Annotated in this window: 25 protein-coding genes, 1 tRNA gene and 1 pseudogene; 18 read left to right on the top strand and 9 right to left on the bottom strand. The window is 68.0% G+C overall.

The annotated features are described in order from the left end of the window. The 4 genes from RJ05_RS21265 to RJ05_RS21250 form a co-directional block, all read left to right on the top strand. Window positions 1-1,141: ABC transporter substrate-binding protein (locus tag RJ05_RS21265; RefSeq protein ID WP_036539846.1), on the top strand; the 1,141-nt coding region annotated here is incomplete at its 5' end. Further along, window positions 1,138-2,067 carry an ABC transporter permease gene (locus RJ05_RS21260; RefSeq protein WP_036539834.1) on the top strand — a complete coding sequence of 310 codons (930 nt, stop codon included), beginning with the start codon at window positions 1,138-1,140 and terminating at the stop codon, window positions 2,065-2,067. The genes RJ05_RS21265 and RJ05_RS21260, both read left to right, overlap by 4 nt. A gap of 43 nt (window positions 2,068-2,110) precedes the next feature. Beyond that, entirely contained in the window at window positions 2,111-4,570 is a 2,460-nt protein-coding gene (locus tag RJ05_RS21255) for an ATP-binding cassette domain-containing protein (RefSeq protein ID WP_249040467.1), read from the top strand. A 163-nt stretch (window positions 4,571-4,733) separates the two neighbouring features. Then, complete coding sequence (locus tag RJ05_RS21250) at window positions 4,734-5,009, top strand: hypothetical protein (protein ID WP_036539832.1); 276 nt, start codon at window positions 4,734-4,736, stop codon at window positions 5,007-5,009. A gap of 56 nt (window positions 5,010-5,065) precedes the next feature. Here RJ05_RS21250 and RJ05_RS21245 read toward each other — a convergent pair whose 3' ends face one another. After that, entirely contained in the window at window positions 5,066-5,419 is a 354-nt protein-coding gene (locus tag RJ05_RS21245) for a hypothetical protein (RefSeq protein WP_036539830.1), read from the bottom strand. A 212-nt stretch (window positions 5,420-5,631) separates the two neighbouring features. Beyond that, on the bottom strand, window positions 5,632-5,790 hold the full coding sequence (locus RJ05_RS31040; RefSeq protein ID WP_156090839.1) for a hypothetical protein: 159 nt from the start codon (window positions 5,788-5,790) through the stop codon (window positions 5,632-5,634). A gap of 282 nt (window positions 5,791-6,072) precedes the next feature. Between RJ05_RS31040 and RJ05_RS21240 the strand changes: the two genes are divergently transcribed. The 6 genes from RJ05_RS21240 (at window position 6,073) to RJ05_RS21215 (ending at window position 10,719) form a co-directional block, all read left to right on the top strand. After that, window positions 6,073-6,378, top strand: a complete 306-nt coding sequence (locus RJ05_RS21240; protein ID WP_051016787.1) for a response regulator transcription factor — start codon at window positions 6,073-6,075, stop codon at window positions 6,376-6,378. 49 nt (window positions 6,379-6,427) lie between these two features. Continuing rightward, window positions 6,428-7,153, top strand: coding sequence for a lytic transglycosylase domain-containing protein (locus RJ05_RS21235; protein ID WP_036539829.1), 726 nt, complete (start codon window positions 6,428-6,430; stop codon window positions 7,151-7,153). Window positions 7,154-7,294: 141 nt separating this feature from the next. Further along, entirely contained in the window at window positions 7,295-8,578 is a 1,284-nt protein-coding gene (gene eno, locus RJ05_RS21230) for a phosphopyruvate hydratase (RefSeq protein WP_036539827.1), read from the top strand. A 25-nt stretch (window positions 8,579-8,603) separates the two neighbouring features. Beyond that, complete coding sequence (locus RJ05_RS21225) at window positions 8,604-9,257, top strand: FtsB family cell division protein (protein ID WP_036539825.1); 654 nt, start codon at window positions 8,604-8,606, stop codon at window positions 9,255-9,257. Further along, complete coding sequence (locus tag RJ05_RS21220) at window positions 9,254-9,775, top strand: DUF501 domain-containing protein (protein WP_036539823.1); 522 nt, start codon at window positions 9,254-9,256, stop codon at window positions 9,773-9,775. The genes RJ05_RS21225 and RJ05_RS21220 overlap by 4 nt, the downstream gene beginning before the upstream one ends. Beyond that, window positions 9,772-10,719: a Ppx/GppA phosphatase family protein gene (locus RJ05_RS21215; RefSeq protein WP_036539822.1), complete on the top strand. Its 948-nt coding sequence runs from the start codon at window positions 9,772-9,774 to the stop codon at window positions 10,717-10,719. The genes RJ05_RS21220 and RJ05_RS21215 overlap by 4 nt, the downstream gene beginning before the upstream one ends. Window positions 10,720-10,834: 115 nt before the next feature. Here the strand turns inward: RJ05_RS21215 and RJ05_RS21210 are convergent, their stop codons facing one another. After that, window positions 10,835-11,284 (bottom strand): SRPBCC family protein, encoded by a 450-nt coding sequence (locus RJ05_RS21210; RefSeq protein ID WP_036539821.1) that lies wholly within the window; start codon window positions 11,282-11,284, stop codon window positions 10,835-10,837. 204 nt (window positions 11,285-11,488) lie between these two features. On the opposite strand from RJ05_RS21210, the gene RJ05_RS21205 reads away from it, so the two are divergent. The 5 genes from RJ05_RS21205 to RJ05_RS21185 all read left to right on the top strand — a co-directional run bounded on the left by RJ05_RS21205 (window position 11,489) and on the right by RJ05_RS21185 (window position 15,560). Continuing rightward, entirely contained in the window at window positions 11,489-12,955 is a 1,467-nt protein-coding gene (locus RJ05_RS21205; RefSeq protein WP_036539818.1) for a peptide MFS transporter, read from the top strand. Between the two features lie 36 nt (window positions 12,956-12,991). Then, window positions 12,992-14,470 (top strand): amino acid permease, encoded by a 1,479-nt coding sequence (locus RJ05_RS21200; protein ID WP_036539815.1) that lies wholly within the window; start codon window positions 12,992-12,994, stop codon window positions 14,468-14,470. Window positions 14,471-14,474: 4 nt separating this feature from the next. Continuing rightward, window positions 14,475-15,020, top strand: coding sequence for a hypothetical protein (locus RJ05_RS21195; RefSeq protein WP_036539814.1), 546 nt, complete (start codon window positions 14,475-14,477; stop codon window positions 15,018-15,020). Between the two features lie 60 nt (window positions 15,021-15,080). Next, a tRNA-Leu gene (locus RJ05_RS21190) sits at window positions 15,081-15,157 on the top strand. 136 nt (window positions 15,158-15,293) lie between these two features. After that, window positions 15,294-15,560: a YdeI/OmpD-associated family protein gene (locus RJ05_RS21185; protein ID WP_036539812.1), complete on the top strand. Its 267-nt coding sequence runs from the start codon at window positions 15,294-15,296 to the stop codon at window positions 15,558-15,560. A 107-nt stretch (window positions 15,561-15,667) separates the two neighbouring features. Here RJ05_RS21185 and RJ05_RS21180 read toward each other — a convergent pair whose 3' ends face one another. Then, the gene (locus RJ05_RS21180) at window positions 15,668-16,888 is read right to left on the bottom strand and encodes an acyl-CoA dehydrogenase family protein (protein ID WP_036539810.1); all 1,221 of its coding nucleotides are present in this window, start codon (window positions 16,886-16,888) and stop codon (window positions 15,668-15,670) included. Between the two features lie 129 nt (window positions 16,889-17,017). Here RJ05_RS21180 and RJ05_RS31035 point away from each other — a divergent pair, with 129 nt between their 5' ends. Further along, window positions 17,018-17,209: a hypothetical protein gene (locus RJ05_RS31035; RefSeq protein WP_138445575.1), complete on the top strand. Its 192-nt coding sequence runs from the start codon at window positions 17,018-17,020 to the stop codon at window positions 17,207-17,209. Here the strand turns inward: RJ05_RS31035 and RJ05_RS21170 are convergent. From RJ05_RS21170 to RJ05_RS21165, 4 genes and pseudogenes are all read right to left on the bottom strand, one after another. Beyond that, window positions 17,130-18,386, bottom strand: a complete 1,257-nt coding sequence (locus RJ05_RS21170) for a DUF418 domain-containing protein (protein ID WP_051016786.1) — start codon at window positions 18,384-18,386, stop codon at window positions 17,130-17,132. The genes RJ05_RS31035 and RJ05_RS21170 overlap by 80 nt on opposite strands. A gap of 91 nt (window positions 18,387-18,477) precedes the next feature. Next, a pseudogene (locus tag RJ05_RS32460) lies at window positions 18,478-18,675 on the bottom strand (hypothetical protein); the annotation flags it as partial. 34 nt (window positions 18,676-18,709) lie between these two features. Continuing rightward, the gene (locus RJ05_RS31690) at window positions 18,710-18,865 is read right to left on the bottom strand and encodes a hypothetical protein (protein WP_085996257.1); all 156 of its coding nucleotides are present in this window, start codon (window positions 18,863-18,865) and stop codon (window positions 18,710-18,712) included. A 140-nt stretch (window positions 18,866-19,005) separates the two neighbouring features. Next, window positions 19,006-19,440: a MarR family winged helix-turn-helix transcriptional regulator gene (locus RJ05_RS21165; RefSeq protein ID WP_036539806.1), complete on the bottom strand. Its 435-nt coding sequence runs from the start codon at window positions 19,438-19,440 to the stop codon at window positions 19,006-19,008. A 51-nt stretch (window positions 19,441-19,491) separates the two neighbouring features. On the opposite strand from RJ05_RS21165, the gene RJ05_RS21160 reads away from it, so the two are divergent. After that, complete coding sequence (locus tag RJ05_RS21160; protein WP_036539805.1) at window positions 19,492-20,130, top strand: TIGR03086 family metal-binding protein; 639 nt, start codon at window positions 19,492-19,494, stop codon at window positions 20,128-20,130. Between the two features lie 47 nt (window positions 20,131-20,177). Next, window positions 20,178-20,657 (top strand): hypothetical protein, encoded by a 480-nt coding sequence (locus RJ05_RS21155; RefSeq protein WP_138445574.1) that lies wholly within the window; start codon window positions 20,178-20,180, stop codon window positions 20,655-20,657. A 75-nt stretch (window positions 20,658-20,732) separates the two neighbouring features. On the opposite strand, the gene RJ05_RS31475 is transcribed toward RJ05_RS21155, so the two are convergent. After that, the coding region (locus tag RJ05_RS31475) for an SDR family oxidoreductase (RefSeq protein ID WP_036539802.1) at window positions 20,733-23,473 on the bottom strand (2,741 nt) is incomplete at its 5' end.

The raw sequence follows: 23,473 nt of genomic DNA, 5'->3' as shown, positions 1-23,473 counted from the left end.
GCTGCGCATACTGCGCGAGCAGGGCGGGCCGTCCAAAATGCCGGTGTCGGTCGAGGGCATCACCGCCGACGGACCGGGTCATATCGTGCTCGCCACGCCCGAACCCAACTCGCAGATCCCGTTGCTCGTGCGGCTGATGACGTTCACCGTCAAGAAGGACACGACCGACTTCACCCGGCCGAACGGCACCGGGCCGTTCCGCTTCGAATCCTTCGAGGGCGGCACCGCCCGGCTGGTGCGCAACGATCGCTGGCATACCGCGCCCGCGCTGCTCGACGCCATCGAGGTCACCATGTTCGACAGCGTCACCGCGCTGTCCAACGCGGTGCTCGGCAACCAGATCGACCTGGCCTCCAATGTGGGGGCTATCGCCGGGCGCAGTGCGGCCGGGCGCGGTGATCTCCAGGTGGTGCGCAGGCCGAACGACACCGTGGTCGGGGTGGCCATGCGCACCTCCGACGGGCCGTTCGCCGATCCGCGGGTGCGCACCGCCGTGCGCCTGGGCGTCGATCGCGGTGCGCTGGTCGATCAGGTGCATTCCGGATACGGCACCATCGCCAACGACATCCTCGGCACCGGGGATCCGCTGTACGACAAGGCCATCGCCCAGCGTTCCCGCGACGTCGACCGCGCGAAGGACCTGCTGCGCGAGGCCGGCTTCGACACCGGCCGCGCCTACCAGCTGGTGACCAAGGCGGAGGCTCCGGGCGAGGTGGAGTCGGCGCAGGTGATCGCCACCCAGCTGGCCGATATCGGGCTGCGGGTCGAGGTGGTGACGCAGGAGCCCAACACCTTCTACGACCAGACCTGGCTGCTCGCGCCGTTCTACACGATCTCGTGGGGCACCAACGACTCCACGCTGTTCTTCGCCAACAGCTTGATGTCGAGCGCGTCCAATCGCAATGAAACCGCCTTCCACGACCCGGCTTTCGACGCAGCGACGGCCACAGCGCTGGCAGCGCAGAGCCCTACCGATCAAGCCGACGCCGCGCGTGAGCTACAGCGCATCCAGTACGAGCGCGGCGGCTACCTGGTGTGGGGCATGGCCGACGGCATCGACATCGCCACCACCAGGGCCCACGATCTGCCGACGCTCGGCGGCTTCGCGCGGGTGCAACTGGAACGCGCCTGGTTGTCGTGACCAGGTTCGCTCGCCTGCTGCTGCGGCGCGTCGCCCTGCTGATCGTCTTGCTGGCGACGGTGTTCGCGGCCGTCGATCTGCTGCCGGGCAGCGCCGCCCGCGCCGTGCTCGGCCGTGATGCCACCGAGGCGGCGGTCGCGGCCAAGGAACGCGAACTCGGGCTGGACCGTCCGCTGCCGGTGCGTTTCGGTGATTGGCTGGCCGGCGTGCTCACCGGCGATTTCGGGCAGTCCGCGCGCGGACGAGCGGTGGGCGAGTTGCTGGCCGAAACCTTCCCGCAGACGTTACTGCTGGGTGGCCTCGCCTTCGCGGTGACGATCGCGGCCTCGCTGGCCTTCGGTGCGTGGTGGTCGATCCGGCCACGTGGCGCGCTCGGCCGGGTCCTGCAACCGAGCACGACCACCGCCGTCGCGGTACCGGAATTCGTGGTCGCGACACTGTTGATCCTGGTGTTCTCGCTGGCCACCGGCTGGCTGCCGGCGGTCACCATCACCGGGCGCTCCGGATTCCCGATCTCGGCGGACATGCTGGTACTGCCGGTGCTGGCGCTGGCGATCCCGCAGATCGGCTGGAACACCAGGGTGGTGCGGGCGGCCCTGGCCGATGCCGCCCGCTTGCCGCATGTGGAAACGGCTGTGCTGGACGGTCTTCCGGAACGAACCGTGCTGACTCGGCACGTGCTGCCCTTCGCGCTGCCGACCATCGTCGCCAGCTTCGCCACCACCATCGGCATGCTGTTCGGCGGTGCGCTGGTGGTGGAGACCGTCTTCAATTATCCCGGGCTCGGCGCTCTGCTCGCGGCATCGGTCGCCGATCGGGATACCACGCTGATGGCGGCGGTCGTGGCATTGACGGGCGTGGTCATCATGGTGATGCTCGCCGCCGCCGACGCGGTGCGGACCTGGGCGTTGCGGGGTCGGATATGAGCGTTGCCCAGCAGGCCGGGATTCGAGCTATGGCGGTGATCCGGTGAACCTGCGGCGGATCGCGGCGGTGGCGCCGGCGCTGGTGGTGGTCGTGCTCGCACTACTCGGCCCGAGTATGGCCGCGCGCGGGGCCGAGCAGCCGGTCGGGATTCCGTTTTCCGGCCCGAGCGGTGATGCGTGGCTCGGCACCGACCGGCTGGGCCGGGACGTGCTGAGCCGGCTGCTCTACGGCGGATGGGGGCTGCTGTTGACGGCCGCGGTGATCGCGGTGGTGGTGACCGTGGTGGCGAGCGTGCTCGGCGCGGTGGCGGCGTTGCGGCCGCGCGCGGGGGCGGTGATCGAACTCGGCATGGATTTCGTCATCCTGCTGCCGGCGGTGCTCGGCATCCTGCTGGTGCTGACCTCCTGGCCGGACGCGGGTGTGGCCGGCCTGATCGTGCTCGCCCTGCTCTTCGGCGCGCCCTACTGTGCCCGCGTGTTCGCCGCCGCCGCCGCGGGTGTGGCCTCCAGCGGCTACGTGGAGGCGGCGCAAGCCGGCGGAGAAAACCTGGCGCACCTGGTGTTCCGCGAGATGATGCCCAACCTGCGCGAGGTCTTCGCCACCCAGCTGGGCCTGCGCTTTGTGGCCGGCGTGTACTTGGTCGCCACCGCGTCCTTCCTGCAACTGCCGACTACCCTCGGCGCAACCAACTGGGCCGTCATGGTCCGCGACAACACCTCCGGTCTGCTGCTGAATCCGTGGGCCGCCCTGGCCCCGAGCCTGGCCATCGCGGTCGTGGCGGTGAGCGTGAACCTCGCGGTGTCGGAGTTCGGCCGGGCAGCTGCGCCGAACGCCAGCACGGCGGCCGACGCTGACCGCGAGGTCGCCGAGCTGGGTGAACCGACAGCGGCCGGATTGCGTGCCAGCGTCGGTGCGGGCGCCATGGACGGCGATCCGGCTGCGGATACGGCGGTCGGTCGACCGGCCGATGTGGCCGCGGGTGCGGGCGTGCGACGGACGGATGACGCGGCGGGCGGGGTAGTGGTGAACGGGCTTGTCGTGGTCGGGTCGAATGGGCAGAAACTGCTGGGGCCGATCTCCTTTCGCGCCGGTGCCGGAAGTGTCACCGCTGTGACCGGGCCGTCGGGATGCGGAAAGACCACGTTGCTGCGGCTGCTGACCGGGCAGTTGCCGGAGGCGAATGCGCGGGTCGAGGGCACTGTGGCTGTGGCGGGGCGCGAGGTGTTGACACTCGGCTCGGCGCGGTTGCGGGTCTTCCGGCGCGACCGGATCGCCTACGTCGGGCAGGATCCGGGCTCGGCTCTCAACCCGCTCATGCGGGTACGGACGCTGCTCGCCGAAGTCGCGCGCGACAGCGCCGAGGTCACCCTGCTCGATGCCCTGCACCAGGTCGGCCTGTCCGCCGACCACCTGGATCGCCGCCCGGATGAGCTGTCCGGCGGACAGCAACGCCGGGTGGCCCTGGCTCGGGCACTGGTCCGCCGCACCGACATCCTCGTGCTGGACGAACCGTTCGCGGGCCTGCACGCGACGCTGCGGTCCGACATCGTCGGGGTGATCTCCGGTATCGCCGCGACCGGCGTGACGGTGCTGCTCACCGGCCACGACACCGGCACCGTGCACGCGATCGCCGACCAGGTCGTGGAGTTGGGCAGTGTGTCGGCCCGGGAAGGGCGGACCGCGGCGCCGGCTCCGGGTGATGAGCCGATCGTTCTGCGTGCGCAGGGAGTCGGGGCGTCGATCAACGGTAACCAGGTGCTGTCGGGAATCGACTTCGCACTCGCTCGCGGTTCCGCGCTGGCGGTGGTCGGTGCGTCCGGCGCGGGCAAGACCACCCTCGCCCGGGTGCTGGCGGGCCTGCATCGTGCGGCGGAGGGTTCGCTCGATCTAGAAGGTGCCCGGCTGCCGTTCGCCGTGGCCCGACGGAATGTGCGGGTACGCAACGGGATCCAGTTGGTCACGCAGAACCCGAAGTCGGCGCTCAACCCGCGCCGGACCGTCGCGCAGACGTTGGCGCGCCCGCTACGCCGGACTTCGAGCAACCGCACGGAACCCGTACCAGGGAGCATCACTACGCGGATGCGGCATCGCCTGCTCGACCGCCCGTCGAAAGAGCCACTGCGCGAACGGATCACGGCGCTGCTGGAATCGGTCGAGCTGGATCCCGGGACCGCCGCGCGCTATCCGCACGAATTGTCCGGCGGCCAACGTCAACGGGTCGCGCTGGCTCGCGCCCTGGCCGCCGATCCCGCGGTCCTGGTGTGCGACGAGATCACCTCCGCGCTCGACCACGCCACCGCCGACGCCATCATGTCCCTGCTCGACCGCATCCGCACCGAGCGCGGCACCGCCCTGCTGCTCATCACCCACGACATGACCGTGGTTGCCGCCCACTGCCCCGACGTCCTGGTCCTCGACCACGGCCGCCCGGTCGAATCCGGCCCCACCGCGACCGTCCTCACCGCCCCCGATCACGCGGCCACTCGCGAACTGTTGCACTGACACCGCACCCGCCGCGTGCCGATCGGGCGGGAGCATCCGCAGCCGCCCCCGCGACACCCTGCCGGACGCTCCGGCAGCAACGACGAGGGAGCGTTCCGGCCGCCCGAACTTGTCGTACCCCTCTGCCACACTGCTGAGAAACCAGAGCTCACAGGGGGTTTCTATGGCTCATTCCATCGCCGTTGCCTGCATCGCCATCTTCAGCACGGTCGCGGTCGTGGCCCTGCTGACGGGCGCCATCGCCCACGTGGCCGGCGCCCGCGCCAGGCGTACCGCGGATTTCTGTTTCGTCGGTGACTGGATTCCCACCTCCGGGTTCTTCCGGCACCGTGAACGGCACCGCCACATCGCGCGAATCGAGTTCTGGTCCAACCTGATCGGCCTCTTGTGCACCCTCGGCGGCCTGGCGACACTCGTCGTCGCCGTGGGCGTGGGCTAGTGCCGCGCCGGGATCGGGGGCCGCGGATTCGAGGTGCGGGTACGCGGGAGGCAGCCTCAGTTCGCGCCGATGGACCGCGCCCCCATGGCGATATAGAACATCGTCAGCGTGAACAGGAACCATCCGGCGCCCTGCCAGATCACCCAATTGCGGCCTCGCCGCCATTGCCGCAGCGTCTGTACGAACGCGCCGATCCCACCGAGCAATGCCACAACGGTCGGCCCGAGCAGAATCGCCGACTGAGCGGGCCCATCGCACATCAGCGGCTCGTGCTCACCGCAGTGCGCGCTCGCCCAGAACGCGGTGACGCCGAAGACGACGGCCGCCGCCGCGAGTATGGCCAGCGCGTATATCGCCGCCCTCCGGTAGGTCCCCTCGTCGGTCCAGCGCTTCTCCACGTCATCGGTCATCTGCACGCACCTCCGGTCGCGAGTTCTTGCCTGCCGGATTGCCGGAACCCGACCTTGCAAACCATCGCGTTCCGCCGCTTGCCGGGATACGACTCGAACCGTCCTTTCGGGGATGTCGGACTCGGAAACGCATGGTTGTGCGAACTTGGCTGTATCTATAGCATTCTCGCATGTCAAGGGGAGGGGGAGTACATGTGCAGCGGGGGAAGATATCACGCTGGAATAGGAAGCGTGCGACCGGCATAGTCGAGTCGGTAGCTGACGACCAAATCTGGTTCGGCCTGGATTCTTTGGGTGGGAGAAATTTCGACGAAATCGCGATTGGCGATGAAGTTGAGGTTGAATACGAATTTGCTCAGCAGGATTCGCATAATCTCCGGGCAGTAGCAGTTACCTGGGTGTAGTATCTAATCTGGATATAATGGAAAATGGGGGGCAAATGAAGTAGTATTTATCACCATCTTTGCTGGCTGCTGCGGCTATTTGTGTCGAGCCGGCGGTCGAGGCGGTTTCTGATCCAGTCGATCTCGAATTCACGGCTAATTCTCCGCATAAGGACCACGAGAACCGAGTTGCGCGCTTCACTGGCCAGGTGGACGACCGTACGAGTACGTTCGCTGGCCCTTGATGCTCGCGCCCTCCACTCAGCGGGGTTGTATACGGTTCTATATCCGGCCGAGCGGTCGCGCGGTTCGACCGGGGAACTCGTCCCCGACGTCGTGCTGATGGATTTGCGCGGCATTCACCCCGCCGCCGTGGGCGGGCGACCGTTCACCGCCGGCGTGCTGCAACGAGTCGTCGATGCGGCGCTCACCGCGCACCGGGGCGCGGCCGTGCCGGTAGCGGAACCCGATCCGGCCGTGGCCGTCCCGGCCGATGTGACGCGGCGGGGAGACGAAGTACTCGCGCTCGTCGCCGAGGGACTCGGCAACGCGGAGATCGGCGCGCGCAGCCGATGATCCCGCGCGGCCGACCGGGCCCGGTCCCGCCGATCTGGATGATGGAAGGGTGCTCTCGAAGAAGACCGGCGCGATCGCCGTCACCCTCGCCGCGCTGGTGCTCGCCGGTTGCGGGATCGACCGCGACCTGGTGCCGATCCCGGAAGGTCTGCCACCCGGACCCGGCGCGCCGCTGCCCGTCATAGATATCGACGCCCCCGGCCGCACCGCCGTCCAGCTGAACGGCTGGGCCTCGGAACTCGCCGACACCCTGCGCATCCCCGTGCCCGCACTGGAGGCCTACGGCTACGCGGCCGCGGTGATGGTGCGGGCACGGCCGGATTGCGGCATCGCCTGGACCACGCTGGCCGGGATCGGCAGCGTGGAAAGCAAGCACGGCACCTACCGTGGCTCCGAGGTGAGCGAGACCGGCCGCGTCGATCCGCCGATCATCGGCATCGCACTGGACGGCTCGCCGGGCGTGGCGCGCATCCCCGACACCGATCACGGCGCCCTCGACGGCGATCCGGTGCACGACCGCGCGGTCGGCCCGTTGCAGTTCATCCCGGAAACCTGGAAGCGCTGGGGCGTGGACGCCAACGGCGACGGCGTGATCGACCCGCACAGCATCGACGACGCCGCCCTCACCGCCGCCCGCTATCTCTGCGACAGTGGCGGCGTGCTCACCTCGCCCGAAGGCTGGTCCAAGGCGCTGTTCACCTACAACCGTTCCGAGCGCTACATGATGGACGTGCGCGACCGCGCTGCCGCCTACAGCGTGGGCCGGCGGGTGTGAGGCCCTTCACGTGCGCGGCGCCGCCTGCACCGGTGCCCTCGGAGTGCCGGTTACTCGCTGAGCCCGGTGGGCGTTAGGCTCGCAGCGCACGGCCAACACGTCAGCAACCACCGTGCCAGCAGCCGAAGGAGTGTCGTTTTCGTGGCCATCATCGAACAGGTCGGAGCTCGCGAGATCCTGGATTCGCGCGGAAACCCCACCGTCGAGGTCGAGATCGCCCTCGACGACGGCACGCTGACCAGGGCGGCCGTGCCGTCCGGCGCGTCCACCGGTGAGCACGAGGCGGTGGAACTGCGTGACGGCGGCGACCGCTACCTGGGCAAGGGTGTGCAGAAGGCCGTCGAGGGTGTGCTCGACGAGATCGCCCCGGCCGTCATCGGGCTGGACGCGGTGGAGCAGCGCACCGTCGACCAGGTGCTGCTCGATCTGGACGGCACCCCGGACAAGTCCCGCCTCGGCGCCAACGCCCTGCTCGGTGTGTCGCTCGCGGTGGCCCGCGCCGCCGCCGAATCCTCCGGCCTCGAGCTGTTCCGCTACCTCGGCGGGCCGAACGCGCATGTGCTTCCGGTGCCGATGATGAACATCCTCAACGGTGGTGCGCACGCCGACACCGGCGTCGACGTCCAGGAGTTCATGGTCGCCCCGATCGGCGCGCCTACCTTCAAGGAGTCGCTGCGCTGGGGCGCGGAGGTCTACCACGCGCTCAAGTCGGTGCTGAAGTCCAAGGGCCTGGCCACCGGCCTCGGCGATGAGGGCGGTTTCGCCCCCGACGTCGCCGGCACCCGCGAGGCGCTGGACCTGATCAGCTCCGCCATCGCCAAGACCGGCCTGAAGCTGGGCAGCGACGTGGCGCTGGCGCTGGATGTGGCCGCCACCGAGTTCTACTCCGACGCCGGCTACAAGTTCGAGGGCAACGTCCGCACCGCCGCCGAGATGGCGCAGTTCTACGCCGACCTGCTCACCGCCTACCCGCTGGTCTCCATCGAGGACCCGCTGTCGGAGGACGACTGGGACGGCTGGGTCGCGCTGACCGATCAGATCGGCGACAAGATCCAGCTGGTCGGCGACGACCTGTTCGTCACCAACCCGGAGCGTCTGGAAGAGGGCATCGCCAAGGGTGCCGCGAACGCGCTGCTGGTGAAGGTCAACCAGATCGGCACGCTGACCGAGACCCTCGACGCCGTCGAGCTCGCCCACCGCAACGGCTACAAGACCATGATGAGCCACCGCTCCGGCGAGACCGAGGACACCACCATCGCCGACCTGGCGGTTGCGGTCGGCAGCGGTCAGATCAAGACCGGCGCGCCCGCTCGCAGCGAGCGCGTGGCCAAGTACAACCAGCTGCTGCGCATCGAAGACGCCCTCGGTGATTCGGCGCGTTACGCGGGCGACGTCGCGTTCCCGCGTTTCGCGTTCGAGGACTGACAGTAGCGATACATGGGGTAGGGATATGACGGAGCGACGTGCGCGTGGTACCAGTCCAGCCGGACGAGGCGACCGCCGCACGTCGCGTGCCGCCCGCTCCCGCCCCGCCGCCGATCAGCACGGCAGGGCCGCCGCACCGAGTCGTACCGCGCGGCGCCGCCCCGACGACAAAGCCGAGCCGCGCAAGATCAGCGCCCGCAAGAAGAAGTCGACGGGCAAGGATGCACCCGAACGCACCATCCTCGGTCTGTCCACCGGCAAGGCCGTCATTCTGGCGATGGTGGTGTGCGCGCTGGCGTTGACGCTCGCGGTGCCGATGCGCACCTATTTCAGCCAGCGGGCCGAGGCCGCGCAACTGGCCCAGGAGCGCAGGCAGCTCGAAGACGATCTGGCCCGGTTGCGGGATCGCCGCGCCCAGCAGCAGGACCCGGCCTACATCCGCTCCGAGGCCAAGGACCGGCTGCGGCTGGTGATGCCCGGCGAAACGCCGTATATCGTGCAGGTTCCCGGAATCGAGGCGCCCGCGCGTCCCGGTCCGACGACGCCGTCCCGGGAACCGGATCCCTGGTATACCGGCCTGTGGCGCAGCGTGTCCGAACCCCAGCCCGCCCCCGAACCCGCGCCGGTGACCACGACGCCGCCGGCCGCGCCCGCGCCGAACCCGGAAGGACCCAGGTGACCGAACCCGACGACCGGGATCTGCGGATCATCGAAGAACAGTTGGGCCGCACCCCGCGCGGGGTGCTCGCCATCGCCTACCGCACCCCCGACGGCGTGCCCGCGGTGGTGAAGACCGCACCTCGGCTGCCCGACGGCACGCCGTTCCCGACCCTGTACTACCTCACCGACCCGCGTCTCACGGCGGAGGCGAGCAGGCAGGAATCGGCGGGGGTGATGCGGGAGATGACCGAACGTCTCGGCACCGACCCCGAACTGGCCGCGGCTTACCGCGCGGCACACGAGAGCTACCTGGCCGAACGCGACGCCATCGAGCCGCTCGGCACCGATTTCACCGGTGGCGGCATGCCCGAGCGGGTCAAATGCCTGCACGTGCTGATCGCGCATTCGCTGGCCAAGGGCCCGGGTGTGAACCCGCTCGGCGACGAGGCGGTGGCGCTGGCCGCCGAGCACGGTCTGCGCGGGACGGCGGTCCCGGCCGATTGGCCGCGATTCGAACGTGCGGAGGAGCAGTCATGAGTGACAGGGTCGCCGCGGTCGATTGCGGGACGAATTCGATCCGCCTGCTGATCGCCGATATCGGCGCCGACGGCAAACTCACCGACGTGCATCGCGAGATGCGCATCGTGCGGCTCGGCCAGGGTGTGGACGCCACCGGCAGGCTCGCTCCCGAAGCCATCGAACGCACCCGTGTCGCGCTCGCCGACTACGTCGCGCTGATGCGTGAGCATCAGGTGGCCAGGGTCCGCATGGTCGCCACCTCCGCCACCCGTGACGCGGCCAACCGCGAGGACTTCTTCGCCATGACGCGCGCCGAACTCGGCGCCGTGGTGCCGGGCGCGCAGGCCGAGGTGATCACCGGCGACGAGGAGGCGCGGCTGTCGTTCTCCGGCGCCGTCGGCGAATTGTCCGCTGACGCAGGCCCGTTCGTCGTCGTCGACCTCGGCGGCGGCTCCACCGAACTGGTGCTCGGCGACAGCGATGGCGTGCACGCCGCCTACTCCGCCGACATCGGCTGCGTCCGCATCACCGAACGCTGCCTGCCCGGCAACCCGCCCGACGCCGGACAGGTCACCGCCGCCCGCGCCTTCGCCGCCGAACGCCTGGCCGAGGCGTTCACCCACGTGCCGGTCGATTCGGCGCGCACCTGGGTCGGCGTCGCGGGCACCATGACCACCATCGCCGCCGTCGCGCTCGATCTCCCCGAATACGATTCCGAGCGTGTGCATCTCACCCGGCTGTCGCTCGCGCAGCTGCATGAGGTCTGCGACCGCCTCGTCGCCATGAACCACGATCAGCGCGCCGCGCTCGGCCCCATGCACCCCGGCCGCGTCGACGTCATCGGCGGCGGCGCCGTCATCACCGAAGTGCTGTCCGAAGAACTCGCCCGCCGTGCCGGCATCATCGAACTGATCGTCAGCGAACACGACATCCTCGACGGCATCGCCCTGTCGATCGCCTGATCCGCCTCAGCGCCCCGGTTCTGCACATCTGCTGGTAGTCGGTGATTCCAGGGGTATGCCACCAGAACTGTTGCGCGGAGGGAAGATCGAACTCTCGCACCGGTCCGCCGTCGCGTCACCGCTGCGCTTCGGCCCGCCCGATGATCAGGTGGGCGAGGCGGTCCAGAGATTCCTGATTGCGGGCGGTGAAGAACACGTCTTGGGCCAGGCCCGGGATCAGGCTGCCGAGGCCGCGGGAGGCGCGTTCGCGCATCGTGATCCGGGTCAGGTTCGGTTGCGGCTCGTCGAGGTCGAATCGGATCCACGCCGCGCCGATCAACCACAGGTGGGCGTCGAGTTCGAGCAGGTGCGGCGGATCGACCGCGGTGACCTTGGTGACGTCCTGCATGGTCAGCGGCCACAGGCCGACGCTGTGATGGATGCGGGTGCCGACGGCGGGCCAGCCACGGTCCACCACGCGGATGTGCGAGGCGCCGACGACCCAGCTCGCATACAGCCAGCCGTCGGCCAAGGCCGCGAAGGCCTGGTCGATCGGCACCGGCACCGTCACTTCGACTTCCGTCATCAGCGCACCGCCTCCGTCGTCTGCCCGACCGCCCGTACTCGCCACGTGTGTGATGTTCCGAAGCCCGAGCCTAATCACCCTCGGCGAACCCGGCGCGTCGCGACGGATGCGGGCACCAGCCCGAATCGCGCGAGGACGTCGCGGTTCGATGCATTTTCGGTGTGGATGCCTGTGCACAACGGCCGAACGTGGGATTGTCTGACCATGTCCGATGCAGTAAAGACCGAGCGATCGCCCGCCGAGCGGACGTTGTTCGGGCATCCGATCGGGTTGACGAACCTGTTCGGTGTCGAGATGTGGGAGCGGTTCTCCTTCTACGGCATGCTGACCATCCTCGGGTATTACCTGTACTACTCGGCCACCGAGGGCGGCCTCGGGATGGATCAGGACACCGCCGTCGGCATCGTCGGGGCGTACGGCGGCCTGGTGTATCTGTCCACCGTGCTCGGTGGCTGGGTCGCCGACCGGTTGCTCGGCATGGAGCGCACCGTCTTCTACGGCGGTGTGGTGGTGATGGCTGGTCATATTGCCTTGGCCATCCTGCCCGGGCTCGCCGGCGTCGGGGTCGGTCTGGTGCTGGTGGCGCTGGGCAGCGGCGCGCTCAAGGCGAACGCCTCCTCGCTGCTCGGCACGCTGTACCCGCACGGGGATCCGCGCACCGACGGCGGCTTCACGTTGTTCTATCTCGGCATCAACCTCGGCGCGTTCGTCGGCCCGCTGCTCACCGGCCTGCTGCAACGGGAGTGGGGTTTCCACGCCGGCTTCGGGGCCGCGGCCATCGGCATGGGGCTTGGTCTGACCCAGTACGTCGTGTTCCGGCGCAATCTGGGCACCGCAGGGCGCACCGTCCCCGATCCGCTGCCGCCCAGCGCCATCGGCAAGGTCCTCGGCGTTGTCGCCGCGGCGGCGGTGATCGTCGCGGTGGCCGCCTTCGCGGGGTGGGTGACCTTGGATAACCTCTCCGACGTCACCACCGGCGTCATCGCGGTCGCCTCGATCGTCTACTTCGTGGTCATGCTGATCGACCGCAAGGTGAGCGCGGTCGAACGCAGCCGGGTGCGGGCGTTCATCCCGCTGTTCATCGCCAACGCGGTGTTCTGGTCGTTGTTCCAGCAGATCTTCACCGTGCTGGCCGTCTACTCCGATGAGCGGATGGACTGGAACATCTTCGGCTGGACCGCGCCGTCGAGCTGGATCGGCTCGGTGGAGCCGGTGTGGATCATCGCGCTCTCGCCGCTGTTCGCGCTGATGTGGACCAAACTCGGCTCCCGCGCGCCGAGCACCCCGCGCAAGTTCGCGTTCGGCGTGATCGGCATGGGCGTGGCGTTCTGGTTGTTCACGCCGATGTCGCAGACCACGGGCCGCGCCGTGCCGGCGCTGGTGGTGCTGTTCATCATGGGCGTGTTCGCGGTCTCCGAGCTGCTGATCTCGCCGATCGGCCTGGCCGTCACCACCCAACTCGCGCCAGAGGTGTTCCGCGCGCAGATGATGGCGCTGTATTTCTTCTCCGTCGGTCTCGGCACTTCGATGTCGGGCACCCTCGCTCGCTACTACGATCCGGCACACGAGTTCGCCTACTTCGGCATCATCGGCGCGGTCGCGATCCTCGCCGGTCTGGTTGTCGCCGGCCTCTCACCCTGGGTGAGCAGGCATATGGAAGGCGTCCACTGACCACCACCTGGAGACCTCGAGAAGAAGGAGATCGCCGTGGCGATACCGACCAGCCGCCGCCAGTTGTGGCGAACCAAGAGCGTGGAGCAGTCGATCCGCGACACCGACGAACCGGATTCGAAACTCCGCAAGGAGCTGACGGCCTGGGATCTCACGGTGTTCGGCGTCGCCGTCGTCGTCGGTGCCGGCATCTTCACCCTGACCGCACGCACCGCGGGCAATGTGGCCGGACCGTCGGTGTCGCTGGCGTTCGTGTTCGCCGCCATCGCGTGCGCCCTCACCGCCCTCTGCTACGCGGAGTTCGCCTCCACCGTCCCGGTGGCGGGCAGCGCCTACACCTTCTCCTACGCCACCTTCGGTGAGCTGGCGGCCTGGATCATCGGCTGGGACCTGATCCTGGAATTCGCGCTGGCCGCGGCGGTGGTGTCCAAGGGGTGGTCGCAGTATCTGGGTGAGCTGATGGGTTCGCGTTCGCCGGTCGTGCATATCGGCTCGGTCGATTTCGACTGGGGTGCGGTACTGCTCATCGCCGTACTCACCACGCTGATCGCGCTCGGCACCAAGCTGTCCTCGCGGGTGTCGGCGGTGGCCGTCGCCATCAAGCTCGGCGTCATCGCGCTGGTGCTGGTGATGGGCGTGACCTACTTCAACGCCGACAACCTCACTCCCTACATTCCCGAATCCAAGCCGGGCGAAGGCGGCGAGGGCGTGCACCAGTCGCTGTTCTCCTTCGTCACCGGCGCGGGCAACAGCACCTTCGGCTGGTACGGCCTGCTCGCGGCGGCGAGCCTGGTGTTCTTCGCCTTCATCGGGTTCGACGTGGTCGCCACCGCCGCCGAGGAAACCAAGAATCCGCAGCGCGATATGCCGCGCGGCATCCTCGGTTCGCTGATGATCGTGACCGTGCTCTACGTCGCGGTGTCGCTGGTGCTCACCGGCATGGTGCCCTACACCGACCTGGCCGGTGACGACGCGACGCTGGCCACCGCGTTCGCCATCCACGGCGACACCTGGGTGAAGAACATCATCTCCGTCGGCGCCCTGGCCGGCCTGACCACGGTTGTCATGGTGATGCTGCTTGGCCAGACCCGCGTGTTGTTCGCCATGTCGCGTGACGGGTTGATGCCGCGCAGGCTCGCCCATACCGGCAACCGCGGCACGCCGGTGCGGATCACCGTCATCGTCGGTGCGGTGTGTGCGGTGCTGGCCGGGTTCATCGAGTTCGGCACGTTGGAGGAGATGGTCAATATCGGCACGCTGTTCGCGTTCGTGCTGGTCTCCATCGGTGTGCTGGTGCTGCGCAAGACCCGCCCGGACCTCCCGCGCGGGTTCCGGGTGCCGTGGGTTCCGCTGCTGCCGATTCTGGCGGTGCTGGCCTGCTTGTGGTTGATGCTCAACCTGTCGGTGGAAACCTGGCTGCGTTTCATTGTCTGGATGGCGCTGGGTTTGGTGGTGTACTTCGCATACGGCAAGCGGCATTCGGTGCTCGGGAAGTCCGTCTCAGAACAGGGGTGACACGATGCGCAATCCGTGGCGACGCAGGCGCCGGGCGGAACCTCCCGCTCGCGCCGTCGACCATTCCGGCACCGACCTGGTCATCCGCTGGATCGACGCGGTGACCACCGGGCTGGCCGACGCGCCGCCGGGGCCGCCGGAAGCGGGGCCGGCCCGGGTGTGCGACGGCATGTTCACCGCCGCCACCATCGCCGCGGTGCTCATCGAGCGGGTCTCCGACCGCACCGAATACCGGGTCGCCAACAACCGCTGCCTGGCGGCGTCGGTCGAATTCATGAAGGTGCTCGGCGAGGACACGCTGCGCCGTTACCGCATCCAGTCCGACGCCCAGCCCGTCGGCTTGGACGAGGTGAACGCCGACGCCGACGAACTCGCCATCGCCCGCCACCTCGCCCTGCTCGGCGAGGCCCTCCAGATCGCGCTGTGCAAGGTCACCACCGACCCGGCCCTGTCCGCCGAAATCCGCGAAACCGCCAACGAATCCGGCCTCCTCGCCGCCGACGTCCTCGTCGAAACCTGCCACACCATCCAATCCGACCCCACCACCTGACCCGACCCACCGCCCCGGGGGATTCCGGTACACCCGTACGAGTCGGTAGGGTGAGCCGACGCCCCTATAGCCCAATTGGCAGAGGCAGCGGACTTAAAATCCGCACAGTGTGGGTTCGAGTCCCACTGGGGGCACCACGTATCCGCAGGTAGATCGGTATCTGCGGTGGTGTGGCCCGGGTGGTCGGCCGGCTGCGTCCGCAGCGCGTCCGCATGAGGCGCCGACGGCTGTTGCTGCTTCGGTCGTGGCGGGGATGCGGCATACAGTGGCGTGATGACTGATCAGCGGGTTCCCGGTGGGGTGGTGCACGAATTGCCCGACGATCTGCGCGCGGCATTGGCCGGTAACTCGGTGGCGCTGGCCGCGTGGCGGGATATCACGCCGCTGGCCCGCAACGAGTTCATCTGCTGGGTCGAGGACGCGGTGCAGCCGCAGACGCGGGAGCGGCGGATTCGGCGGACGCAGGAGGAGCTGGAGGAGGGGCGGCGGCGGCCGTGCTGCTGGCCCGGATGTAAGCATCGCGAGCGCACTGGCCGCTGAGTTCGGCTATGGGCGGCGTTCAGCCGGGTGGCGTCCTCGGCGAAGATTGATGGGCGCCGCTGCGGAACCAGTGGCCTGTTGCGCAGCGGCCCCGACGGGGGACGGGACTACCCGCCCACCAGCCCCTTGGCGATATGCGTCACCTGGATCTCGTTGCTGCCCGCGTAGATCATCAGCGACTTCGCGTCGCGGGCGAGCTGCTCGACCTTGTATTCGGCCATGTAGCCGTTGCCGCCGAAGAGCTGCACGGCTTCCATGGCGACCTCGGTGGCGGCGCGGGAGGAGTAGAGCTTCATCGCCGAAGCCTCGGCGAGGGAAACCTTTTCGCCTGCGGCGGTGCGTTCGATGGCGTTGAAGACCATGTTCTGCACGTTGATGCGGGCGATCTCCATTTCGGCCAGTTTGAGCTGGATGAGCTGGAATTGGGCGATTTCCTTGCCCCAGAGCTTGCGGGACTTGGCGTACTCCACACAGAGCCGGTGGCATTCGTTGATGATGCCAAGCGCGAGGGAGGCGATGCCGATGCGTTCGGCGGCGAAGGATTCCTTGGCGCTGTCCTTGCCGTCGCCCTTGGCCGGGTTTTCGGTCTCGCCGAGCAAGCGGTCGGGGGTGATGCGGACGTTGTCGAAGAACAGCTCGCCGGTGGGGGAGGAGTTCATGCCCATCTTCTTGAACGGCGGGCTCTGGGTGAACCCGGGCATCCCCTTGTCGAGCACGAAGGTCAGCACCTTGCGGTCGCGGCGGTCGGTGCCGTCCTGTTCGTCGAGCTTGGCGTACACGACCGTGACATCGGCGTAGGGCCCGTTGGTGATGAAGGTCTTCTGTCCGTTGAGGATGTAGTCCTCGCCGTCGCGGCGCACGTAGGACTTCATGCCGCCGAAGGCATCCGAGCCCGAATCGGGCTCGGTGATCGCCCAGGCGCCGACCTTCTCCATGGTCACCAGTTCCGGCAGCCAGCGCTTTTTCTGGGCGAGGGTGCCGCGGCTGCGGATGGTGCCGACGGCGAGGCCGAGGCTCACACCCATCGAGGCCACCAGGCCGAGGCTGACGCCGGCCAGTTCGCTGTTGAGGATGACGCCCATGCTGCCCGCGCCGCTGAATCCGCCGCCGGACTTGCCTGTGGTGCCTGCTTCCTCGCGGGCCAGCGATTTCGCCAGCCCTTCCCGCGCCATCTCGTCCAGCCCGAAGGTGGCATACAGCTTGCGGATGATGTCGTACGGCGGCATCGCGCCGCTTTCCAGCTGGTCGACGTGGGGTTTCAGCTCCTTGTCGATGAAGCCGCGCACCGCGTCGCGGAACATCAGGTCTTCGTCGGACCACTGGTACATCGCGTGAACTCCCGAGGGATCGCCGGAACAGTCCCTCAAATATAGAACACGTTCTAATTCGGTCGATGAGGTGTGCGGTTTACCACCAACGGGTGCAACCGGGTGAACGGAAGTTGGACAATGGTCGGTATGGCACCGATAACTCGCGTCGGCATCGTGCTGTCGGTCCTCGCGTTGGGGATCCTCGCGGCGTCGATCTTCTTGCAGATCATCAACGACCGATCCGCGGTGCTGGTGGCCCTCACCACCGCCGCGTGGGTGGCGCTGGCGGCCTCGACGTCGGTCGGGGCCAAGCGCGCGTGGCAACATCCGCGGTACTGACACGCGCGCTGCGGCGCCAGGCCGGCCACTGGCGATAGGTCGCGGCGCGCAGCACCCATTCCACCGGCCCATAGGAATGGCCGCGCAACCACCGCTCGCTCACCCATAGCTGAACCAGATAGGTGACGACGGCGATCGCGAGCACGGCGAACGGTGGGATCCGGTCGCCCAAGGCGAATCCGTACCCGGTGAACACGACGGCCATCACGGCCGATTGGCCGATGTAATTGCTCGCGGCCATGCGTCCCGCCGGGGCTAATCGGCCCACTGACGCCGCATGGCTCGATTGCGCCAGCCAGACGATCGCGGCGATGTACAGCACGGTCAGCGCGGGATTGAGTAGTTCCTGGAGACCGTACAGGTAGGTCGGCACCCCGCCGCGCAGCGTGTGCACGACCACCGTCGCGGTCGACACGGGCAGGCCGACGACGACGCCGATCACCAGCGCTCGCGGCGTCCAGCGACGCAACCGTTCGGCGTCTTCGAACAGCCGCACCTTTCCCGCGGCCATACCGAGCAGGAACATGCCCATGCTGGTGAAGCCCTGACCGACGATGGTGAACAGCGCGAAGATCGGTCCGGTCTCGACCTGGGTGGCGAAGACGTCGGCGGGGCTGCCGAGGAAACCGCTGCGAAACGTTGCCAGATCGAAGAATTCGCCGAGGCTGCCGACTCCGCCACCCCGGCCCGGTGCGAACGCCGGCGCGGCGACCATCACGTACAACACCACGCCGGCTATCACGGCGGTGCGTGGCCGAATCTTGCGCAGCAACACCAGAATTGCGCACAGCAGTGCGTACAGGGTGAGGATGTCGCCGATCCACAACAGGCACACATGTGCCAGGCCGATCAGCAGCAGCGCCGCGCACCGGCGCAGCAATCGTGGGACGGGTGCGGCGCCGGCGCGCTCGGCGGCCGCGATTTGCAGCGTGAACGAATACCCGAACAGGAATGCGAACAGCACATAGAACTTGCCGAGGAAAAACCCGTAGATGATTCCGTAGGCGAGCCGGTCCCATGTGCTGTCGTACATCGGAACGGGGTCGGAATTCGGCCCGGTGAACGACAGCAGCATGGTCAGCACCGCCGCATTGGTGACCAGGATTCCGAACAGCGCGAAACCGCGCAGCATATCCACTTCGCCGATGCGCCGCGCCGGCTGCGCCGTGTGGGTCATGCCGCAACGCTAGGTGCCGACGGGCCCTGCTCACATCGGCCGCCCGGATGATCTGTATCGCGGGTCGATCAGCCGGGAGAATGACTCGCGGGCTCGGTTGCGGGAGCTTGCAATCGTTGACCTTGGGGTTGACTCCGGCGTAGTTCAACGGGCCGGCGATAACGGTCACCGCGACGGTCCCGATGCTCGCGCAGTTCTGTTCCCGGTCGGTGAAATAGCCGCGTTGTACGGCGGCGAAGGCGCCGATGAGCAGCCATACGACTGCCACGATCGTCACTATGCGTCGCATTCCGCCCTCCTCTGACTGGTGTGCCGGGCGTGAATCAGTAGTAGTGGCGCCTGCCCGCGACGGGACGGCCGACGCTGCCCAGTAGCAACAGCACCGCGCCGATGATCAGGATGACGACGCCGAGCATGGTGATGGCGGAAACGTCGAAAATCAGTCCGGCAATGAGGAGTACGGCTCCGATGATGATCATGAGGTGGATCCGATCAGGTGTAGCGATGACGGGGCAGGCCGGTTGTTGGACCTGCCGTCGCATTTAGTACACGCCCGAAATGCCGTATTTGTAAGGGCTGAGCGACTCCGGAGCAGTGATCGTGATGGACCGGGTTCTGGTCACGCGCCCGCGTTTTCGGGCCGGCGGTCCGTGAGCTGTCGCAGGGCGCGAAGAAACCCGCGGCGATCGTCGGCCGGGAGTGTGGACAGCAGTTCCTCCTCCTGCTGCCGGATCGCCGCGCGCGTGCGGTCGCGCAACTCGCGGCCGGCCGGGGTGAGTGACAGCAGGCGGGCGCGACGGTCGGCGGGGTCGGGCACGCGGGTGATCAGGCCGCGCTCCTGGAGATCATCGAGGATGGGGATGATGCGGGTCTTGTCGGCGCCGATGGCCTGAGCGAGGGCTGATTGGGTGCGGACCGGAGATTCCTCGAGGCCGAGCAGTACGCCGTAGGCCCACATGGTGAGGCCGTGCGATTCCAGGATGGGGCGTTCGAGTGCCATCAAGGTGCGGCCGAGCGGCACGATCATCGCTGCGAGGTCGGGACGGTCGGGCATGGAGAAAAGATACCGCTGGGCAAATGATAGGCATTTGCCTACGATATGCGTATGAGTATTGATATTCGTGTGCATCATCGTGAATCGGTCCGGTTGTGCCGCGACGCCGTCGCGCGAGTTACCCCGAGCCGGCTCGCCGATCCGACGCCCTGCGCGGAATGGGATCTCCGCGCGCTGCTGCATCACGTCGCTGTGCAGAACCGCGGCTTTGCCGCTGCGGCCGCCGGGCGCGGCGATGAGTACGACTGGTGGAGCAAGGAATTCGCCGAGGACCCGATCGTGGACTGCGTGATCTCCTGCGATGAGGTCGTCACCGCTTTCGCCGCCACCGACGCCCTCGACCGGCGCTGGTCCCTGCCCGAGATCACCACCGAGACCACCATCTCCGGCAGCACCGCCATCACCTTCCATCTCGTGGACTCGGTGGTCCACGCCTGGGATGTGGCCCGAGCGATAGGCGAGCAGCTCGATATCGATCCAGGACTCGCGGCGACCGCCCTGCGCATCGCCGAAAAGGTTCCCACCGGCCCTGCTCGCGTCGAACCGGGCGCGGCATTCGGCCCGGATCTGCCGATATCAGAGCAGGATTCTGCGCTGGATCGAACGCTGCGCTTGCTGGGGAGATCGCCGTCCTGGCCCGAGGTAGGCGCAGTCGGACGGGCATCGCTCGGCATCGAGACTAACCGGTGATCAAAAACGAGCACATTATCTCGGAAAGGGGGCAATACTCGGGACGAATGGCCGATTCCCGCGCGAGTAGGAGGACCGTGGTGCACATCGTGATCCGATCCGTCGCCGGTGCCCTGGCAGCGATCGCGCTGGCCCTCGGTTTCGTGATCGGCGGCTCCGGTCCGGCGGTGGCGCAGCCGACCACCGTCTTCCCGGTACCGGTGGTCTTCAACTACTCCTACGACCTGTCGCCCTCGGTCGGTGTGGTCCACGTGTCGGCGACACCCACCGGCACCCCAGGGGAAACCGCACTGGTGGTCGACGACCCGATCTACTCGCTGATTCCCTTCTCTCCGCCGGTCCAGGTGAGCTGGCGCAACTGGAACACCGGAGCGAACGGCACGATCGAGCTACCGACCACCACGAGTTCGGCGACGGGTAAGCCGAAGCCCGTCGTCATCACCACGGGCACGGGATTGGTGACCGCCACGGTCACCGCGACCAGCGGCACAGTGGTCCCCGGCTTCGGCGCGTTCCAGACCCCCTAGCGGCGATCCGGCCACCGCAGCGACAGCGGCGGTGACCGCTGCCCGTCCGCCGGCGGATCGGGCAGCAGTCGAACCTCAGGCGAGAGTCTCGACGCGCTCCGGCAGGTAGCCGGAGGCGATGAATTCCGCCACGAAGGTGTCGATCAGCGACCGATCGACCGCCGCGCACCTGATCTCCGTCGTCGATAACGCCGCGACCGTGTTGTGATCGGCGTAGTCGAGGTGCCGGGTCGGGCCGAGCGGGCCCGACCGCAGCAGTGCCGCGCGGACCAGGGATTGGTCTCCCATGGCGGCTCGAAGCTTCGATTCGCGGTCGAGGGCGTCGAGCACGGTCGGTAGGTCCGTGAAGGTGATCGGCACACCGTGCTCGCGCAGACTGTCGAAGATGTCGGCGAGCGCCACCGGTGTCTTGTTCACCAGGTGGTAGACGGGCTCGGATGGGTCGTTCATCGAGATCGCGACTATCGCGCCGACCACATAATCCACCGGTGCCAGCGATACTGTCGCATCCGCCACATCGGGTGCCATTCCCAGCACCGCCGCCGCGCGCACCAGGCTCCACAACGAGTCCGATTCATTGTTGATGCCGTGACCGGCCGAACCGCACACGGTGGTCGGGCGATAGATGGTCGCGGGGATACCACGGGCGATCGCTTGCCGAACCAGTTCTTCCGCAGCCCATTTCGAGGTGATATAGCCGCTGTCGGGCAAATCGACGGCGCCGAGGCGGATCGTCTCGTCGATGACGCCGTCCGGGCCGGTCGCCGAGACCGCGGTGCCGATGGTCGACACGAAATGTGTTGGCTTCACCCGCCTGGTCGCGGCCAAGCGCAGAACCCACCGGGTGCCTTCGACATTCGCCGCTCGCAGTCGGCTGTAGGGCTCGACGTGATTCACCCGCGCGCCGTTGTGGTAGATCACGTCCACCTCGGCGGCGAGCCGGTCGAACTCCGGCTCGGAGAGCCCGAGCCATGGTGCGGCGAGATCACCGGGCACTGCGACGATGCGATCGGCGAGGGTGTTGTCCCACAACCGGTATCGCAGCAGCGCCGATCTGATTCGGGCGGCGGCCTCCTCGGAATCGGTCGCGCGGACCAGACAGCGGACGGTGGCGTCGGTGCGGTCGAGTAGTTCCCGCAGCAGATGGGCGCCCAGGTAGCCGGTCGCGCCGGTCAACAGGATGGTGTGGGCCGCGCCCTGGATCGGCGCGGCACGCCCGGCGGCATCGATATCGCTGTCGAGTACGGCATCGACCGTGTGCGTGGGTATCGGTGTGGGTTCGGAATGGCCCTCCAGGAGGGCGGCCAGACCGCTGACGGTCGGCGTGGACAGCAGGGCCGACATCGGGATTCTGCGATCGATGCCGGCCGACAACCGTTGATGCAGTGTGAAAGCCAGCAGCGACGAGCCACCGAGTTCGTAGAAGTCGTCGTCGACGCCGAGCGCGTCGAGTCCGAGGACATCCCGGAACACCTCCGCGATCTGCTCTTCGCGCGGTGTCCGTGGCGAAACACGCGTCGTCGCGGCGAGTACCGGTTCGGGCAGGGCCGCGCGATCGAGTTTGCCGCTGGAATTGGTCGGCAACGCGTCGAGCACCATGATCGCGGCGGGAACCATATACATCGGCAGCCGCGCAGCCACCTGGCTGCGTAACGCGCCGGGGTCGATATCGGCGCCGGGCGCGGCGACGACATATCCGACGAGGCGATCGCCGCCTTCGGAGCGACGCACCGTCACGACGGCTTGCCCCACCGACGGATCGGCGAGCAACGCCGTTTCGATCTCGCCCATTTCGATCCGCTGCCCGCGCAGTTTCACCTGGAAATCGGTGCGACCGAGGTATTCGAGCCGGCCATCGGAGCTCCAGCGGACCAGATCGCCGGACCGGTACATCCGCTCGCCGGGCTCGCCGAACGGGTTGGCGACGAATCGGTCCGCGGAGAGGCGCGCGGCGCCGTGATATCCGCGGGCCAGCTGCACGCCGGCCAGGTAGAGCTCGCCGGTCACACCGACCGGCACGGGCCGCAGCCGTGCATCGAGTACGAGCACCCGGCTGTTCCACTGCGGTATGCCGATGGGAATCTGTGCACTCGTCAGGTCCGTCGCGGTGAGCTGGTGTTCGGTGATGCTCACCGCGGCCTCGGTCGGACCGTACAGGTTGTGCAGTTCGGCGCGGCAGCGGGTGGTGAAGGCCTGTGCCGTTTCCGGCGGCAGCGCTTCACCGATGACGAAAACGGCTCGGAGCGTGTCGAGTTCGGCGGGCTCGGCATGAGCCGCGAAGACCGTGAGCATCGACGGTACGAAGTCGGTGAGCGTGCTGCGATGCCGCGCGATCAGCCGGCACAGTGCCGCGGGGTCGCGGTGGTCCTCCGGCCCGGCGAGCACGAGTTCGGCGCCGGCCCACAGCGGCAGGAAGTAGCCCCACAACGACACATCGAACGTCGCGGGAGTTTTCTGAAGATAGCTGTCGGTGCGGTCGATGTCGTAGCGATCGGTCATCCACGCGAGCTGATTGACGATGGCGTCGTGGCTGATCACGACGCCTTTGGGGCGGCCGGTGGAGCCGGAGGTGTAGATGATGTACGCCGGTTGAGCACCATGGGTCCTGGCCACTCGCTCGCCGTCGGGGATCGGTGCCGCGCTCAGCGCGGACAGCGCCAAGCCATCGACGGCGTGGACGGCCTCGGTGCCCGGTACCGCGAAGTCATCGGCAGCGGTGGTCAGGACGCAGCGCGGTGACGCGGAGTCGAGCACGTACCCGATCCGCTCGGCCGGGTGGCCGGGGTCGATGGGCACCCAGGCCGCGCCTGCCTCGA

This window comes from Nocardia cyriacigeorgica NBRC 100375 (assembly GCF_000308555.1).
In the GTDB taxonomy this organism is placed as follows: domain Bacteria; phylum Actinomycetota; class Actinomycetes; order Mycobacteriales; family Mycobacteriaceae; genus Nocardia; species Nocardia cyriacigeorgica.
This window is presented reverse-complemented; position numbering and strand designations above follow the sequence as displayed.

What these genes read in the sequence shown, in the direction of transcription:
- RJ05_RS21180 (WP_036539810.1), bottom strand. Translation starts at nt 16,888, where the DNA reads ATGTACCAGTGGTCCGACGAAGACCTGATGTTCCGCGACGCGGTGCGC.
- RJ05_RS31690 (WP_085996257.1), bottom strand. Translation starts at nt 18,865, where the DNA reads ATGATCATCATCGGAGCCGTACTCCTCATTGCCGGACTGATTTTCGAC.
- RJ05_RS21195 (WP_036539814.1), top strand. Translation starts at nt 14,475, where the DNA reads ATGCGCAATCCGTGGCGACGCAGGCGCCGGGCGGAACCTCCCGCTCGC.
- RJ05_RS21225 (WP_036539825.1), top strand. Translation starts at nt 8,604, where the DNA reads ATGACGGAGCGACGTGCGCGTGGTACCAGTCCAGCCGGACGAGGCGAC.
- RJ05_RS21250 (WP_036539832.1), top strand. Translation starts at nt 4,734, where the DNA reads ATGGCTCATTCCATCGCCGTTGCCTGCATCGCCATCTTCAGCACGGTC.
- RJ05_RS21245 (WP_036539830.1), bottom strand. Translation starts at nt 5,419, where the DNA reads ATGACCGATGACGTGGAGAAGCGCTGGACCGACGAGGGGACCTACCGG.
- RJ05_RS21205 (WP_036539818.1), top strand. Translation starts at nt 11,489, where the DNA reads ATGTCCGATGCAGTAAAGACCGAGCGATCGCCCGCCGAGCGGACGTTG.
- RJ05_RS21185 (WP_036539812.1), top strand. Translation starts at nt 15,294, where the DNA reads ATGACTGATCAGCGGGTTCCCGGTGGGGTGGTGCACGAATTGCCCGAC.
- RJ05_RS21215 (WP_036539822.1), top strand. Translation starts at nt 9,772, where the DNA reads ATGAGTGACAGGGTCGCCGCGGTCGATTGCGGGACGAATTCGATCCGC.
- RJ05_RS21165 (WP_036539806.1), bottom strand. Translation starts at nt 19,440, where the DNA reads ATGCCCGACCGTCCCGACCTCGCAGCGATGATCGTGCCGCTCGGCCGC.
- RJ05_RS31035 (WP_138445575.1), top strand. Translation starts at nt 17,018, where the DNA reads ATGGCACCGATAACTCGCGTCGGCATCGTGCTGTCGGTCCTCGCGTTG.
- RJ05_RS21160 (WP_036539805.1), top strand. Translation starts at nt 19,492, where the DNA reads ATGAGTATTGATATTCGTGTGCATCATCGTGAATCGGTCCGGTTGTGC.
- RJ05_RS31040 (WP_156090839.1), bottom strand. Translation starts at nt 5,790, where the DNA reads ATGCGAATCCTGCTGAGCAAATTCGTATTCAACCTCAACTTCATCGCC.
- RJ05_RS21155 (WP_138445574.1), top strand. Translation starts at nt 20,178, where the DNA reads ATGGCCGATTCCCGCGCGAGTAGGAGGACCGTGGTGCACATCGTGATC.
- RJ05_RS21210 (WP_036539821.1), bottom strand. Translation starts at nt 11,284, where the DNA reads ATGACGGAAGTCGAAGTGACGGTGCCGGTGCCGATCGACCAGGCCTTC.
- RJ05_RS21170 (WP_051016786.1), bottom strand. Translation starts at nt 18,386, where the DNA reads ATGACCCACACGGCGCAGCCGGCGCGGCGCATCGGCGAAGTGGATATG.